Consider the following 16,236-nt stretch of genomic DNA (forward strand, 5'->3'; position numbering starts at 1 on the left):
TGTCTTTGTGATCAAGGATTGCGAAGTCTTTCGCATAAAAGCCCGTTTCATTCAAAGGAAATTCGGATGCCATGCAGAACTGTTAGGATAATATTTATGCTGCAATTTGCATCTCCTGCAAGATGGGTTCATGTTGTATCCGCCAAATATCGGAACAAAGGGAGCTGAAATGAACATGAAGACAAGTTTAAGACCGCCGTCCGTGCCGCTGGTCACGATTGACCCGTATTTTAGCGCGTGGTCGGCAGCCGATCATCTGTATGACGACCATATCCGGCATTGGACGAATAAACGCTGCGGTATGGTCGGCCTGATCCTAATCGACGGCAAACCAAGGAAGTTCATGGGACGGGTCGGACTGCAGGATGAACCGTCGGGTCCGGCGGAACCGGAGGTGCTGGAGCAAATCGGGCTTGCCGTTGAGCCGCTGACGACCCGCTACACCTTCGAAGGTGAAGGCATCCGTCTGGAGGTTAGCTTCACATCGCCGCTGCTGCCGGATGATTTGGATGTTTTGTCCCGTACCGTCACCTATGTCACGTTTCAGGCGAAGTCCATTGACGGTCAATCCCATCAAGTAAAAATTTATTTAGATGTAACCAGCGAGTGGTGTGTCCATACCACGGATCAGGTCGTCACCTGGAAACGTCACGAGCAATCGGAACGTTTGTCCGCTTTGTCGATCGGAACTGTAGCCCAGCCGGTACTGCAGCGCGCCGGGGATGATACGCGAATCGACTGGGGTTACATGTACCTAGCGTATCCTAAATCAAAGCGCATTCGAAGCGCCATTCATTCCGCAGCTGGAAGGGAAGCGTATCTTCGAACCGGCGAGCTCCCGGTTGCCGATGATGCAGCTAAACCGAGGCCTGCCGGGGAAAATATGCCGGTTCTCGCAGCCGAAGTCGATATGGGGCGCATCGACGCCGAGCCTGTGTCACAGTTCCTAATGCTCGCCTATGACGATGTGCATTCCATTGAATATTTTCATCAGCCGCTGGATGCTTACTGGAAGCGAAACGGGGCGTCCTTTCAGGAGATGCTGCTCTCGGCTGCGGACGAATATGAGGATATCCTGCAGCGCTGCCAAGCCTTTAGCGATGAGTTGCTGGGAGAATGCGCCGCAGCGGGCGGCGAACAGTTCAGGGATATCGCGGCATTGGCATACCGGCAAGCGATCGCGGCTCATAAACTGGTCACGGACGGATCGGGGCGGATCTTATTTTTCTCCAAAGAAAATTTCAGCAACGGCTGCATCGCCACCGTCGATGTCAGCTACCCGTCGATGCCTCTCTTCCTGAAGTATAATCCGGAACTGGTCAAGGGGATGATGCGTCCGATCTTCGATTATGCCGGAAGCGGCCAATGGGCATTTGATTTTGCCCCGCACGATGTGGGCACGTATCCGAAAGCCAACGGTCAGGTATACGGCGAGAACAAGCTGGAGTACCAGATGCCGATCGAGGAGTGCGGCAATATGCTGCTGATGGCAGCGGCCGTCTGCAAATACGAGGGCAGCGGGGATTTTGCCAAGGAGAACTGGGAGCTGCTGTCCAAGTGGGCCCGTTATTTGCTTGCGCATGGGCTTGATCCGGACAATCAGCTCTGTACCGATGACTTTGCCGGGCATCTCGCCCACAATGCCAACCTCTCGATCAAAGCGATTGTCGGAATCGGCGCCTATGCCTCAATGTGCAGCCTGCTAGGTATGGATGAGTCTGCCGAAGAATACCTGGCAGCGGCCAAGGCAATGGCCAGCGAGTGGCTGTCCATGGCGGACGCCGGGGATCACTACAAGCTTACCTTCGACAGCCCGGTCGAATCTTGGAGTCTGAAATACAACCTTGTGTGGGACCGGCTCCTGGAGCTTGGCTTGTTCCCGGATGAGGTTGCCGTCAAGGAGGTTGAGCATTATCTGAAGCAGCAGAATCAATACGGCGTGCCGCTGGATAGCCGCGAGACGTATACCAAGGCGGATTGGCTCATTTGGAGCGCTTCGATGGGAACCCGTTCGCAGTTTGAACGGTTGATCGCTCCGTTCTGGGACTTTCTGAACGAAACGGAAAGCCGCGTTCCCATCACGGATTGGTATGATACGAAATCCGGAAAGCAGATGAATTTCCAGAACCGGTCAGTCGTGGGCGGCTTTTTCCTGCCTTTGCTGCTTTCAAAACGAACGGCAGCTAACCGGACATTAATGAAATCAGGTGATCAAGGTGCAGGAGTTTAGAACACGCGATACCATGCAGGATATTGGCCGAGCACCAATACGGGGCGATTCATTAGAAGCGCAGTTCCGGGATCCCGCCGCCATATTCCGTCCCCAGCCTTTTTGGTTTCTCAACCATAGGCTGGAGAAGCCGGAGCTGGAGCGGCAGCTTGAGGCCATGCATGAGGCGGGCGTCGGCGGGGTCGTGCTGCATGCACGGCATGGGATGCAATCGGGCTTTCTATCGGATGAGTTCATGGATGCGCTGGAGTTCTGTACGGAGGAGTGCCGCAAACGAAACATGATGGTATGGCTTTACGATGAGGATAACTGGCCGAGCGGAACGGTCGGCGGCAAGCTGACGCGGCAGTATCCGGAATATCGCATGCGGTACCTTCGCGTTGAAGAGCGAAGACTTCTAGGAGGCGGGGCGCAGGCTTCGTTGAAGCTAGACTTTACCTCTTACGAGCATCAAGAACTTATCGACATTCTGGCTTACCGCGCGATTGAACGGGAAGGGGAGTGGCTGCTGTGCAGCAATCCCGAGAACATCACCGGCTTGCTAAACCAGGAATGGGTTCCTAAGACCGACGATTCCTACGTGATCCTTGCGTGCTGGTCCTGTGAGATTGCCGAAGGAATGACCTTCGCGCAAGGCTATTATCTGGATACGCTGAATCCGGAGGCGGTTCAAGCATTTATCCGGATGTCATACGAGCCGCTGTTGCGATTGAAGGAGCAGTACGGGAAGACCATTCAAGGCGTGTTTACCGACGAGCCGGGACTCATGATTCATGACGGCTTCTTCGGCGTGGAAGCAATCCGGACGGATGTCCATAACGTGAGAGCAACGCTGCCGGGGATGGTGTTTGCCTGGTCCCATGGCATGGTCGAGCGGTTCCGGGAAGAGAACGGGTATGATCCGATTCCGCACTTGGGCGCATTGCTGTACGGCATGGCCGATGGGAGCCGGACGTTTCGTCAGCAGTATTATGAGACGATTACGAGGTGGTATGTCGGCGGCTATCATGCAGCGATCCGCACCTGGTGCGAGCGGCAGGGCCTGCTGTACATCGGCCATACCTTGGAGGAGCCCGTGTGGGGCCAAGCCCGCTCCCAAGGCAATCAGACCCGCGTCATGCAGCAGTTTCATTACACGGGCGTTGATTATTTGACGCCGGGTATCGGCACCAAGGATCATCCGCATCGGATCGTGTCCGTGAAGACGGCGGCATCCGTGGCACAGCTGGAAGGCAAGGAGCGGGTCGTATGCGAGTCCTTCGGGGCAAGCGGTCATGCCTACTCCATGCGAGAGCGGCGGCTGGATGCGAATTTTATGGCGTTTCTGGGCGTCAATCTATTCATTCCGCACGCGTTCTATTATTCCTTTGCCGGCTATCGAAAAACGGATTTTCCGCCGACGGAATTTTATCATGCGCCGCATTGGCCGCATTATCGCAGCTTCGCTGATTACATCGGGCGCCTCAGCCTGCTCGGGGCTTATACAAAACGGCGGCCCGAAGTTCTCATGTTGTCACCGATCCACACGGTATACGACCATATGTTCGTATCAGGACAATCGAACCAGCATCCGGCTTGCGACCGATACTTCTCCTTGCTGTCGGATCGTCTGCTTCGGCATTCGCTGGATTATGATTATGTCGATGAGTGTCAATTGCGCGTAGCAAAGATCGTGCAAGGAAGCGGATTTTGCTTTGCGGGACAGGAGGACGGGTATCGGATACTGATTCTTCCGGGACTACAAGTGATGTCGAGAGATATAGCGGAACGATTAATGTCCTTCGTATCGGAAGGTGGAGCCTTAATAGCGATTGGCGCCATTCCGCAGCATAGTGAATACCAGCGGCACGATCCTGAAGTCACGCGTCATATGGACGCTTTGTTCGGGGCATCTCATCATGGTGTCGTTAACACGGTCGGAAAAGGGGTCACGGTATATTTCGACCTGGCCGGCGCGGATCATGACGAAGCAGCTGCTTCAGGAAATGACCGGAATGCCGAAGAAGAGTGTTTCGAGAACGTTTGTTCTCTTCTTCGGACGATGTTGTACAGACAGCTTAACCTGTCTTTGGATGTGACTGCAGGGAGCCGAGAGGATGTCATCATGGTGGAACGATATCGAGAGGGTATGCCTTTCGCATGGTTGCTGAATTGGTCAGATCGCGCCGTAACGGTCCGGATGAGCTGCAGTGACCGCCGCAGCGATGAACTACGCTTGTGGGATCTGGAGAGCGGGAGCGTTGTTTGCCTGACGAACCATGCCGAGCTGCACTTGGCGCCTGGGGAGCTGCGCGTGATTTCGTTTCCGACCGATCGAGGCACAGAATGGGGAGATCGAACTGATGTTCGGATTGATGGCCGAATCGATGCCCAACATTCTATAGATTCTAGGATACCCGGCGAGCGGTTGCTGGGAGATTCTTGGCATTTCCAGACCCATGATCCTAACGTGCTCCTGCTTGATCGGTGGATGGTCACGCTGAATGACCGCGAGTCGCGGATGAATGCAGCGATGCCGGGCCAAGTGAATACGTACCGTACGACCTTTACATTATCTGCAGAGCTGATCGATTGGCTGCGGGACGCACGGCGCTCGCATGAACAACAAAGCCAGCATACACTTGATCCTGCACGCACAGCGAGCCAGCCGTTCATTGAGCTGATCCTTGACGATGTGGACCAGCGCATTCCGTCCCATATCGGGTTCCTGCAGCGCCGCCGAAATATCGAAATTTTTGTCAACGGAGCTCGGCAGGAAGGCTTGCGGCCATCCCGGTGGCAAGATCCATATTATTCGGCAGTCGACATCACCTCGCATCTAACGGAGGGGGAGAATGTGCTCGAGGTGCTGACGGTTTCATTGCTTGAGCCCATGCCAGCTGTTTCGTTTCCGGCATTTCTAATCGGCCCCTTTGCGGCCCATGGTCACGCGTTAACCGTTCAGCCAGAGCTGCTGTCAGGCGACTGGTGCAAAGCGGGTTATCCATACTACGCAGGAATCGGGTGTTACTCGCAGCAGCTGTCGATTGCCGGAAAGGACCTTGCTCCGGATGAAGAAATATGGCTGGAGGCCGAGGATATTCGGGAGACAGCGCGGCTGTACGTGAACGAGCACGATGCCGGCGTCCGGCTGTGGCCGCCCTACAGCTGGAATATCACCTCTTATATGAAGCAGGGGGATCATGTCTTCCGCATTGAAGTTGCGAATACGCTTGAAAATGTGTACGGCAAAAAAGCTCTGCCTTCCGGCGTGCTTGGACAGGTCAAGCTGGTCCGGCGGAGAGCGGAGGCTTCCTCGCAATCGTAGGTTCATAGACGGAGGAGCGATCAGGAGATTTCCTCGCAAACCTTGTTTCAAAGAGGGATGACTCTCATTGAAAGGATAGTCAACCATAGTTTCAAATATAAAGAAGGCCTTATCGTTAATCGATAAGGTCATTTGTTTGGGGATATGAGTTTACATAATATATTATATGTAAATTTGTTTATTAAGATCCTTATAGTATAGATACTTAATCTTTAAAATCTCCAAATCCCTATTCCAGAATTCATATTCTGTATATGAATAGCCTGCTGTGATTCGATTAACGTAAAAACCCGCCACCAGTCGACCTGCAGCAATCTGCAGATTTATCGATGGTTCGATAAGGACGTCTTCTGGTAAGCGTCGATAAACCGGGAAAAAAGAAAGATACATTATCCGGAATCAATCCGGAATCCAACACATAATCTTGTACAGAATGGACAGGGAATCCTTGTCCGACTGCCGGGCAATAGATCCGGCGATTATATGAAAGGAGGAGGATTGGTTGTGTCATCCACCCCGGAGGGGAAAGGGTCTGCGGTTCATGGTGGCCTGCCCAAGCGAAAATTCCGGTTCACCCGCAATGACTGGATGGGGTATTTGTTCAGTGCCCCGCTGATCATTGGCGTACTGGTGTTCGCCATTTACCCGATGTTTGCCGCGCTGTTCATGAGCTTTCATCAGACGTCAGGACTCAATCTGACCGGTACATGGGTTGGGTTGAACAACTACAAGTACGCGTTAGGGGATACCATATTTTGGCAAGCGCTTTCAAACACGTTCTTAATGGGGCTGTGGTCGGTCGTCCTCGGCATCGCTTTTTCTTTCATCTTGGCGAGCTTGATCAACAACCTGAAGTGGAACCTGGGAAGGAATTTTTTCAAAGCGGTCTATTTCTTGCCGAACGTTGTTTCCGGTGTGGCCACGACGCTCTTGTTTTCTTTTCTGTTCTTTCCGTCCAAGGAAGGGCTGATCAACTTTGTCATCGGATTGTTCGGCATCGAGCCCATCGGATGGTTCACGAATCCGCAAGTGGCGCCGTACAGCATTGTGCTCATGAGTCTCTGGGGGGCGCTTGGCTACAACACGATTATTTTTCTGGCTGGGCTGCAGAGCGTTCCGCGCGACCTGTACGAAGCGGCTGAGGTGGATGGGGCGGGTACTTATCGAAAATGGCTGTACATTACGATTCCGTATTTGCGTCCGATCTTTGTATTCATGCTCATCATGGGAACGATCGGCGGGATGAAGCGGTTTACCGATGTGTGGTTAATCGGAGGGACAGCCGGCAATCCGGGCGGAAGCCTGATGACGGTGGTGCTGTATATCTATCGGAATGCGTTTCTGGCTTCCCAGATGGGGCTTGCCACTGCGGTATCCTACCTGTTATTCCTGATCATTCTCATTCTGACGGTCTGCCTCATGCTGCTGAACCGGCGTAAGGACAGTCTGGATTAAATGCCGCCTAGCATGATGGCGATCTGCAAACACGATATCATGAAGACAGGAGGGAGACCATGTCCGGTACAGCTGTCTCTAAGGAGCCTGTGCCCCGCAGACGGTTGTCGATCAATCAGTTGATTCTGACAATCGTGCTGTTCGCCGGTTCCTTCATAATGATCATACCGTTCTTATGGATGCTGATTACCAGCTTCGACTGGGCAGCGCGGCTGAATATTACGTTTCCGCCCAAAATCTGGCCGGAGGAGCCGTCCATTCGAACCTTTGAGGTTGCATTCACGAATATCAAGATGTTCCTCTATATCGGGAATTCCACGCTGGTCAGTGCAGGCGTTATTCTCATTAGCTCCCTATCGGCGCTATTGTCCGGCTATGCGTTGTCTAAGCTTCGTTTCAAGGGGGCGAACATCGTGCTTCTTCTCGCCCTCAGCACCATGATGATCCCGTTTGAAATGACGATGATTCCGCAGTACCTGCTGTTCAGCGAGCTTGGACTTGTTGATAATTACCTCGCCTTTTATTTGCCGGCGATGAACTATGCGTTCGGTACATTCCTGGCGAAGGCATTCTTCGATCAGCTGCCCAGCAGCTTAAGGGAGGCTGCCGTACTGGACGGTGCCAAGGAGTTTACCGTGTTCAGCCGCGTGTATTTGCCGCTGTGCACGCCGATCATTGCCACGATGGTGATTCTGCTGTTTCTCGGCGTGTGGAATGATATGCTCTGGCCTTTGCTCATTTTGAAATCGGCAAGCAAATACACCATTCAGATCGGTCTGGCCATGTTCACCTATAATAACGGCATTAACCAACAGCCATCCATCATCATGGCAGCCACGACGGCCAGTCTGATCCCGGTTATCGCCGTTTATCTGTTCCTGCAGCGCTATATTATCGAGAGTATCGCGCTGTCCGGCATTAAGCAGTAGATCGTAAGATAAGCAATTCATTCGGAGGTGTCATGAAATAATGAAGAAGGCTGTGCTGCTTATATTATCCTTCGTGCTGACGTTTACGCTGGCCGCTTGCTCGGGCGGTTCGAACACCGATGTGACCGGCGGCGTCAAGATCGAAAAGGTGTCGGATATGGAAGGGACAGTGCGCGTGGCCCTCGCCGGCTGGCAGCTGGAGAATGGCATTGACGCGCTGACCGGCAATCCAGTGATTGGTCTCAATGAATACCTGGATAAGACGTTTAAGATCATGTACCCGAACATTAAGCTCGAGGTGTACCAAATCCCATGGGAAAATGTCAAAGCCAAGCAGTCGGCAATGCTCTTATCCGGTGACGCCGATGTCTTATATACCGGGGGCGCCTTCGCTTCCCAATGGTATCAGGACGGGCTTTTGCGCGATCTGGATGACCTGATTGCCAAAGATTCATCCTTCGATCCGGGCATTTATCTTGAGGGGATCATGAACAATTCTTACAGCACCAAGTCGCCGGACGGAACGAAGCAATTTGGCATTCCTGCCGTTCTCGGCCGCAGAATGACGATTTACGATAAGAAGCTCTTTGAAGACTGGGGCGTTGAACCGCTCTCGGCTAAGCCTGGTCCCGATGAAATTCTCGAGAAGGCCAAGAAAATGACCGGGAAAAATCCGAAAACAGGCGAAGATAATTACGGCCTCTTCTGGAGCGGCAACTCCTTAAACGGCTCTACCTTTGTCGCGTTGACCCTCGCATACGGCGCCAAGGGAGCGGAAGGAACGCTGAAGGATGTCAAGAGCATCAAGTGGCATCTGAATTCACCGGAGATGGTTAAGGTGCTGGAATGGCTGAAGGAAGCAGCGCAGCTGCCGCCTAAAGGCTTTGTGAATGCACAGGGAGCTGAAAATTTCGGTCTGGAGAAAAACAACATCGCGATTGCGCTCGATTCCACCGGGGGATCCACCATGAGCGAATACCGTTCGAAGCAGAACAAAGAGCTTCTGGACCGGTTCGAGCCCGTAATGAACATGGGGCCTGACGGAGAAGGATGGGTGGCGGTCGATCCGTTCGTCATGGCGAAGAATGCCAAGGATGTGGAGGCATCATGGGAAGTGCTCAAATTCTTGAGCGGTCATATGACGCAGAAATATAGGTACGAAAACTTCTCCAGTACGCCAACCTTGAAAAACGCCGATTTTGTTACGCCGGAGGACAAGTACGTGAAAAAGGCGCTTGAAATCGCAGCCGTCGGTCATTCTGAGCTGATGGACGAAGCCAACCCTTTCTACATGAGCGACATCGCTCCGGCAATCAACGGGTTTATCAGCCAAGCGGCCTCTGGCAACGCCCCGGATATACAGAAATTCCTGGATGATCTTCAGTCGCGCGCTGAGAAATGGTCGGCCAATTTGAAGTAACTTTTAATATGCATAGACGGGCCTAACCATGATGAGTATATGAACGTCATATCATAAAATATTCCAATTTGTATGTACATTTAGGATATCCGGCCGAAATGGCCGGTTTTTTTACGTTTGACCATTCTTTTTTGCAACCGGCGATGGTCTGGTGCCTCTCTTGCGTTTCGGAGAAAACAAACTTCTTAGCATAATGATCATGGCAAGCAGAAGGGGGACATAGATTTGAAAGATCGGAAAATGATATTTCAAATTTTGCTCAAAACCGACCCATAGATGGTGAATCAGGTTGGGCGAAATAAAGGAAATCGCATAGATAAAACCTCCGACGGCCAAGGTGAGCATCTTATGATTCATTTTGATCAGCTGCGAAAGCCCAAGCACTGCCGCCATGTAGAAAGCTGTCATTTTGACGAATATCCCGATATAGATCAGCATCATTATGATCGGGTCCAGTCGTTCCAGGAAATTCGCAATCTGGATCAGACGGACACTGCGGAGCATCGGAAGCGTTGAGATGCTTGTTATGGTCGGGTCCAGAATGGCAAGATTCAATATGCTGAAGACTAGCAGGAACATGCCGACGAACAGGTAGGACAACACCGTAACCTTGGTCAACACCTTTCGGTTGTTCAGATGGTTCCAGAACACGAGAAATACGACGACCTGGCCAAACGGAAAGCTGATGACTTTGGGGATTGCCGCTTTGATGACGGGCATTACCCCGTTTTCAAGAATCGGAAGCAGCCGTTCGAGATGAATCAAATTGGTCGAAACAAACATAATCACGAGCAGAAGGTAGCCGATCAAGGTAATCGGGAGTAAAAACTCGACCACACGAAAGAACACCTCGATTCCTTTGGATACGGCGTACCCGGACAGCACGATCATGATCAGCATTAAGAGGAACAGGGGAGTACTCGGAAGGAAGGCAACATTGATAATGTCTCCGAATTCCCGAGTGTTTCTCATGGATTCATAGACGAAATAGAAGATGTAGGCGACGGCCAAGAGCGTGCCGATCCAACGGCCGAAATGACGCTTCAGGATCTGGTAGAGGCTCTTGTCGGCATTCCGCTTCTGAATATAAATATAGACGAAAAGCAGCAATAACCCGGCCAGCATCCCCGTGAGCATCACCAGCCAGGCGTCTTGGTTCACCTCGATCCCCAGCTGATACAAAGGCGAGCTTCCGATAATGAATAATATGGTCATTGCGATCAGTTGGTACTTATCAATTTTCTCCATATCCTTAACATCCTTATGTTGTCCTTTGTCTCCGAAGTTTCGGGCGTTGGCCCCACATCTCTTTCGGCATTATTGTTTCGGTTCCAGCATATTCGAGAACGGCTGGTAGAGCATATTGGTATTCTCGATACTCGCCTTGACATGCATACGAATCTCGATTTGCTCGAGCGGCTGCTTCGATTGACTCAGCTTTCTCCAGGCCACGGGCTGTTTCCGATGAATCACATTACGGATACCAGCTACATCGGCATTCAATTCTCTCATCTTGCTCCATGCGGCTTGGATTTCTTCCTTGATTTCATCCTCGATCGCCCGCTCCAGAACCTTGATGACATCCGGGTCCTTCAGTTTCATAGGGCAGCTCATTTCATCCAGCACCCCCTCCGCTTTAACTCGAACATCCATTACGATCCCGTCCGCATGAACTTTGGGATCCAGCTCGGTCGATGATTTGATCACAGCGAAGCTCGAAAGTTGGTCGGGATTTCTTTCATCGCACGGAAACACAATGATCATCTGACTGACCTCATTCGACAACCAGGCAACGCCGCGGCTTTCCCGGCGATTCATCCAGCCGATTAATTTATCATGGCGAAAAACACCAAGATCCCCAAGCTTGATAACGGCCTTGCTTCGAGTGGATTTAAGCGCATCCAGCGAGGATTGCGATTGCTTATTACCGGATATCCTCACCTCGGGAACTTTTGCATCGGAGTTTGGATCGGCGACCATCGTTGCGAAGTCGATGAGCTTGATATTTTGGACCTGCGACAATTTGTCATGGCTTTGTTCGATCACCCGTTGAATGGCGTTGCCGTTTATTTTCTCAAGCGGGATGAATACCTCCAACAGATCGGAGGCTTTTCCCTTGGTCAGAAGGACCGACATCGTTTCCCGGCTCTCGATCGGACGCAGAAAGAAATCCAGCATCTGTTTTACACCTTCGGTCCGAGCTACGCCTTCATTCATGATCAAGACCGAGTTATGACCGAAAAAGAGGGTTCGTGACGTCTCCAAGCTTGCATTCTGCATCGCTTCACGGATCGTTCGGCCTCGTGTCGAGAAGATGGTGACCGGGGATTGACTGCCGCCGGCTCCGCCGCCGGTTTGCGTGGCAATGGCCTGCGGAATGACGACTTGAAAGGAAATGACCCATTGCTTTCGATCCTCGTCCCGGTCGATTGCCGTTGCGGCAACAAAGCTCAGGGAGTTCAATTCGTTGCTGTCCCAGCATCCGCTCAGGAGCAGCAGGAAGATTAGCATAACTATTGGAATTATCCGATTGCGGTCCATACATCATCACCTCTTTAGCTGCCATGATGCTTGTTTATTCATTGTCTTCCGATGGCGATGGTTTTAGATTTTTGCTTTGTCTTGTAACATTCTGCGTATTGATCAATCTCGGTCTGCGCTTCATGGCCCACCATGGAACCCGGATCAAGGTATCCTTCTGATCGGAAGGAATGAAGGGAGCGACTGGAACCAGATAAGGAATCCCGAAGGAGCGAAGCCCGCTCAAATGAATGAGCACAGCGATCATGCCGGCAATGATTCCGAACAAGCCTAGAGTGGCGGCCAGGATCATAAAGCCGAACCGCAGCAGCCGCGCCGAGTTCGAAATGCTGATCGATGGGGCAACGAAGCTGGCGATGGCCGTAAAAGAAACGATAATGACCATCGCAGCCGACACCAGGCCGGCCTGAACCGCAGCTTGACCGAGAACGAGCGCTCCGACAATCGAAATCGCCGATCCGATCGCTCTCGGCATACGAACGCCGGCCTCCCGCAGAACTTCAAACGTAATTTCCATCGCGAACGCTTCGACCAATGCCGGAAAGGGAACGCCTTCCCGTTGTGCGGCCAGACTGATCAGAAGCAAGGTTGGGAGCATCTGCTGATGAAATGTCGTGATCGCAATATAGAGAGAAGGCAATAGCATGGAAATCACGAACGAAACCATGTGCAGCAAGCGCAGAAATGTGGCGATGTTGTGCTTCTGGTAGTAGTCCTCGCTGGATTGAAACAGCTTGAAGATCGTGATGGGGGCAATGAGCACAAATGGGGTCCCATCGACCAGAATCGCCACTTTTCCTTCCAATAACGCGCCGGCCACCGCATCGGGACGCTCCGTATTTGTTATGGTCGGAAAAGGCGTGAATGTCCGGTCCTGGATAAATTCTTCGATATATCCGCTCTCCAAAATGCTGTCCGTATCAATTCGGTCCAACCGTTGGAGGATCTCATTCACGATCTTTTCATCGGCAATGCCATGCAGATACATCACCGAAACATCGGTTTGTGTCTGGCGTCCGATCTTTCGGTTGATGATCCACAGGTCAGGGCTTTTGATCTTCCGGCGGATCAAGGCGGTATTCGTTCGGATATTTTCCGTAAACCCTTCTTTAGGTCCGCGAATAACGGTTTGGGACTGGGGTTCTTCCACTGCGCTGTTCGCCGCCGAAAGAACTCGCCAGGACGCCTTTTACGGAGCCGTTCACGAGAATCGCCGTATTCCCCGCTAATACCGCATTTAGCAGCTGATCCATGCTGTTTAGCTCGCTGACTGTTCCGTTGGATAGAAACCGGTTCTGGATCAGGCTGACAATCTGAGTCGGGGTAGGGGAAGGGGGGATTTCCATAGAACTGACCTGCGTCAAGGAATCCATGATGGAATGGTTGATGATTTGATCTTTCACCAGACCATCAATAAAGATCACGGCCGCGCGAATTTCACACCCCACAACCTGGTCAAGCCTCCGTATGATGATATCCGGACTGTCGCCCGTACGCTCCCGGATGATGCTTAAATTCATGTCCAACTGCTCGGACAAGGCGGTACCGTCCGTAACCGCTTGTTGCAGCATTGGCTCTTCTCTGGTCTTGGATCGGGCGGCTGAACGGCTGCGCTTCTTGAAAAAGAACATCTCTAAAACCACCTTAACCAGTTATCGTATGAACTAAGGGTTACCTATTTCCTGGAATCGTAACCGCGCATGCAGGGAGCTCTTAGAGTAGAGCCGAAACTAAGCACAGGCAGATCCGCATTCAGAGCTCAGCCGGTATACGCTTTGGTCGGAAAAACCTTACTCTGCTTTCATTCCGACTCTGCGAACTTTTGATGTCACATGGATTTCGAATGTAGATTCCTTATAGAGCTTTTGCCACCGGTCGGCCGTCCGAACGTTCCGATTCCAATACGTCGGCTTTGTTGCCCGTACGAGCTCGCCGAATCCGAAGATGTCCGATTCCTTCTCCTGGGTCTTTCGAAGAAGCCCGAGGACCAGCTCTTTGACGGAACGTTCATTCTCTGAGGCGATTTCCTCAAGGATCCGGGATGAATTGATCGGTATCACTTCTTCATTCTTCTCTTCGACGTTGACCTCCGTCATTGCCGTGATCGTAAAGTGGGGGACGCCGTCCTTGATCTTAACCGTCGTCGTTGCTTCCCGGTTTGTCGCATGGATCGTAACGATTTGCGAGTCATCGCCCAAATGGATGATCCCCCGGTATCCCGCCGGGCTGATTCCCTTGATGACCAAATATCCGGCAATTTCAAACGGCTTTGTCGTGCCGACCATCCTCTCCCCCTTAAAGTAAGCGATCCCGCTGATTTGAACATTCTCACCTTCCATGATTTGAATGTAAGGGAGGAATCCTTCTTGACCCTTCTTCGAGGAATTGCTCCAGAACGTTCCAATGTAATTGGTCGGGAATTTCCCATGCCTAACGGCATCGTCTAACGTGGATGCCAAGTACAGCGTCGGGACGCGCTCCAATTTCGGAGCAGCTTCCATCAGCGCCTTTGCTTTTCCTTTCGACACCATCATCCATGCCATTCGGCGTACAAGATAATCGTTTATATTTTGGATACCTTTCCTTGCAATTTCCTCGGAGATGACGATGACACGGAGGTGGCCGAAAAACAATTTTCCCGATATCTGCTGCTGTAAGTTCATCATGGCATCATCGATCGTATGACCGACGACACTGAGCACCCACACGGTCTGTTTTCCACCACCGTCGCTGCTGCCGCCGCTCTCGCCAGGCCCGAGGGGGATACGCCCCGGCAGAGCGATCTGCACGGACAACTGAATCATGCTCTGTTTTGGAGCGGGATATTTCCCCATGAGGTGGGATACCTCGTCTTCCTTCTTCGCCGCATCCGGCCCGGCGGTGTCTATGGATATGCCAAGGACGACGGCACGCTCCTCAAGCTCCATGCGATCCCAACAGCCTGTTAGCAGCGATGCTAGGAGGAGAAGGGTCATGATGATTCTCAGCTTGTAATCTACGGATGCATGTTCTCTCATAGAAATCTTCCTTCCCCGGGATTGATCCATATCGTCACGCTCATAAAATGATTTTTAACGTCATAGCCCCCAAAAAAATGACGATGCCTGACACGATGTTGATCCAGCCTAGGACGCGCGATACTTTCTTCTCCTTGTCCATCTTCGATTGATCATATTTGCGGGTATCGACAACAAGATTAAATAACCCGGTCAAGATCCAAATCGCAATGGCGACATACAGATAACCGCTGTAGATTTCACCGATCATCGGGAAGCACCTCTTTTTTTGCGCAGCTTCGAGATCGTCAGCAGCACGCCTGGGTACACAATGGTTATCAGCAGTCCGAACTTGGATATGACGGCATTCCATTCATTTAATTGAAGCAAGCTCTGGGGAAGCATCGCCAGCACGAACAAGATCGGTAGTATGAAAAAAGACAGCATCCCTTGATCAGCCAGCTTCAACATCTTGCTAATCGAATAGATGGTAAAGTAATAACAAGAGAACAAGGAGGTAAATACGGCCGTAACCCATACGGCAAGAAATACTGCATCCAAGCGCTCCAGCACACGGGCAGTGAGGTCGCCTTGGCCAGCTCGAGTGTCGGCCAGAGCAGTGTCTTCGTTTCTTCCGCACCGAACACGCCGACGGTTGCGATAACGATCAATGTATACAGCAAGCCCGTCACCAGCATTGCCCAAAAGCTTGCCCGCATCGCCTTCTCGGGTCTGCACATGGCGGGGATGACCATCATCATAATAAAGTAACCCTGAAACATCGTGGAGAGCGTAATGATCCCCATTGGGATCCCGCTCGGGTCGTTCCCCCAGACCGGAAGCACGTTGATGATGTTGGCGCTCTTTAAGGAAAGGGCGACAATCAGCAATGCGGGTACGAGAATAAATGGGCTGTAAAATAAGTGGATGTAGGCAAAAGACATGATGTTCTTGCGTGAGGAGAGGGCTGCCAGAAGCAGCATCACGAGTACGGTCACTTCCAGCGGCGTATTCTTGAGCACGGCTGTGACGACAACCTCACCGAATTCTCTTGCCACCAGCGAGCACAATACGCCAAAGAAGACGATGGATACAAGGTTTCCAATCGTGCCGAGCCACCTGCCCATGATGACTTCACTATATTGGATGTACGAATCATTGGGGAATCGCATGCCCAGGCGGGTCATGAAAAATAAACCGACAAAGGCGAGCGCCATCCCCAAAAATGTGACAAGTGGGGCTCCGGCGTCCGCTGCGCGTGCCGCCCCAAGAGGGAGTGCTAGGACGCCGACCCCCACGATCGTGCTGATCGTGATTGCCGATGCCTGCAATACGGTTACTTGGCGCTGATTATTCAT

The 16,236-nt window shown here is 51.9% G+C and carries 9 protein-coding genes and 2 pseudogenes; 5 read left to right on the plus strand and 6 right to left on the minus strand.

The window, feature by feature from the left end:
* Positions 1 to 169: 169 nt before the first annotated feature.
* From J2Z18_RS24455 to J2Z18_RS24475, 5 genes are all read left to right on the plus strand, one after another.
* Positions 170 to 2,230: a glutaminase family protein gene (locus J2Z18_RS24455; protein WP_376773074.1), complete on the plus strand. Its 2,061-nt coding sequence runs from the start codon at positions 170 to 172 to the stop codon at positions 2,228 to 2,230.
* Positions 2,217 to 5,537, plus strand: a complete 3,321-nt coding sequence (locus J2Z18_RS24460) for a glycosyl hydrolase (RefSeq protein ID WP_312889673.1) — start codon at positions 2,217 to 2,219, stop codon at positions 5,535 to 5,537. The genes J2Z18_RS24455 and J2Z18_RS24460 overlap by 14 nt, the downstream gene beginning before the upstream one ends.
* 504 nt (positions 5,538 to 6,041) lie before the next feature.
* Positions 6,042 to 6,992, plus strand: a complete 951-nt coding sequence (locus J2Z18_RS24465) for a carbohydrate ABC transporter permease (RefSeq protein WP_007131401.1) — start codon at positions 6,042 to 6,044, stop codon at positions 6,990 to 6,992.
* A 59-nt stretch (positions 6,993 to 7,051) separates the two neighbouring features.
* Positions 7,052 to 7,921, plus strand: coding sequence for a carbohydrate ABC transporter permease (locus tag J2Z18_RS24470; protein WP_210095494.1), 870 nt, complete (start codon positions 7,052 to 7,054; stop codon positions 7,919 to 7,921).
* Between the two features lie 40 nt (positions 7,922 to 7,961).
* Entirely contained in the window at positions 7,962 to 9,341 is a 1,380-nt protein-coding gene (locus J2Z18_RS24475) for an extracellular solute-binding protein (protein WP_210095495.1), read from the plus strand.
* 111 nt (positions 9,342 to 9,452) lie between these two features.
* Here the strand turns inward: J2Z18_RS24475 and J2Z18_RS24480 are convergent, their stop codons facing one another.
* The 6 genes and pseudogenes from J2Z18_RS24480 to J2Z18_RS24505 all read right to left on the minus strand — a co-directional run bounded on the left by J2Z18_RS24480 (position 9,453) and on the right by J2Z18_RS24505 (position 16,236).
* On the minus strand, positions 9,453 to 10,589 hold the full coding sequence (locus J2Z18_RS24480) for a GerAB/ArcD/ProY family transporter (protein WP_028404295.1): 1,137 nt from the start codon (positions 10,587 to 10,589) through the stop codon (positions 9,453 to 9,455).
* 69 nt (positions 10,590 to 10,658) lie between these two features.
* The gene (locus J2Z18_RS24485; protein ID WP_028404296.1) at positions 10,659 to 11,882 is read right to left on the minus strand and encodes a Ger(x)C family spore germination protein; all 1,224 of its coding nucleotides are present in this window, start codon (positions 11,880 to 11,882) and stop codon (positions 10,659 to 10,661) included.
* Positions 11,883 to 11,916: 34 nt separating this feature from the next.
* Positions 11,917 to 13,513, minus strand: a pseudogene (locus J2Z18_RS24490) (spore germination protein).
* A gap of 159 nt (positions 13,514 to 13,672) precedes the next feature.
* Complete coding sequence (locus J2Z18_RS24495) at positions 13,673 to 14,899, minus strand: Ger(x)C family spore germination protein (RefSeq protein ID WP_210095496.1); 1,227 nt, start codon at positions 14,897 to 14,899, stop codon at positions 13,673 to 13,675.
* 40 nt (positions 14,900 to 14,939) lie between these two features.
* Positions 14,940 to 15,149 (minus strand): CLC_0170 family protein, encoded by a 210-nt coding sequence (locus J2Z18_RS24500; protein ID WP_007131406.1) that lies wholly within the window; start codon positions 15,147 to 15,149, stop codon positions 14,940 to 14,942.
* A pseudogene (locus tag J2Z18_RS24505) lies at positions 15,146 to 16,236 on the minus strand (GerAB/ArcD/ProY family transporter). Before J2Z18_RS24505 ends, J2Z18_RS24500 begins: the two are co-directional and overlap by 4 nt.

Origin of the sequence: Paenibacillus lactis, from assembly GCF_017873605.1 — a bacterium.
In the GTDB taxonomy this organism is placed as follows: domain Bacteria; phylum Bacillota; class Bacilli; order Paenibacillales; family Paenibacillaceae; genus Paenibacillus_AQ; species Paenibacillus_AQ lactis.

Coding starts and splice junctions, on each gene's coding strand:
- J2Z18_RS24500 (WP_007131406.1), bottom strand. CDS start 15,149: ATGATCGGTGAAATCTACAGCGGTTATCTGTATGTCGCCATTGCGATT.
- J2Z18_RS24470 (WP_210095494.1), top strand. CDS start 7,052: ATGTCCGGTACAGCTGTCTCTAAGGAGCCTGTGCCCCGCAGACGGTTG.
- J2Z18_RS24495 (WP_210095496.1), bottom strand. CDS start 14,899: ATGAGAGAACATGCATCCGTAGATTACAAGCTGAGAATCATCATGACC.
- J2Z18_RS24455 (WP_376773074.1), top strand. CDS start 170: ATGAACATGAAGACAAGTTTAAGACCGCCGTCCGTGCCGCTGGTCACG.
- J2Z18_RS24475 (WP_210095495.1), top strand. CDS start 7,962: ATGAAGAAGGCTGTGCTGCTTATATTATCCTTCGTGCTGACGTTTACG.
- J2Z18_RS24480 (WP_028404295.1), bottom strand. CDS start 10,589: ATGGAGAAAATTGATAAGTACCAACTGATCGCAATGACCATATTATTC.
- J2Z18_RS24485 (WP_028404296.1), bottom strand. CDS start 11,882: ATGGACCGCAATCGGATAATTCCAATAGTTATGCTAATCTTCCTGCTG.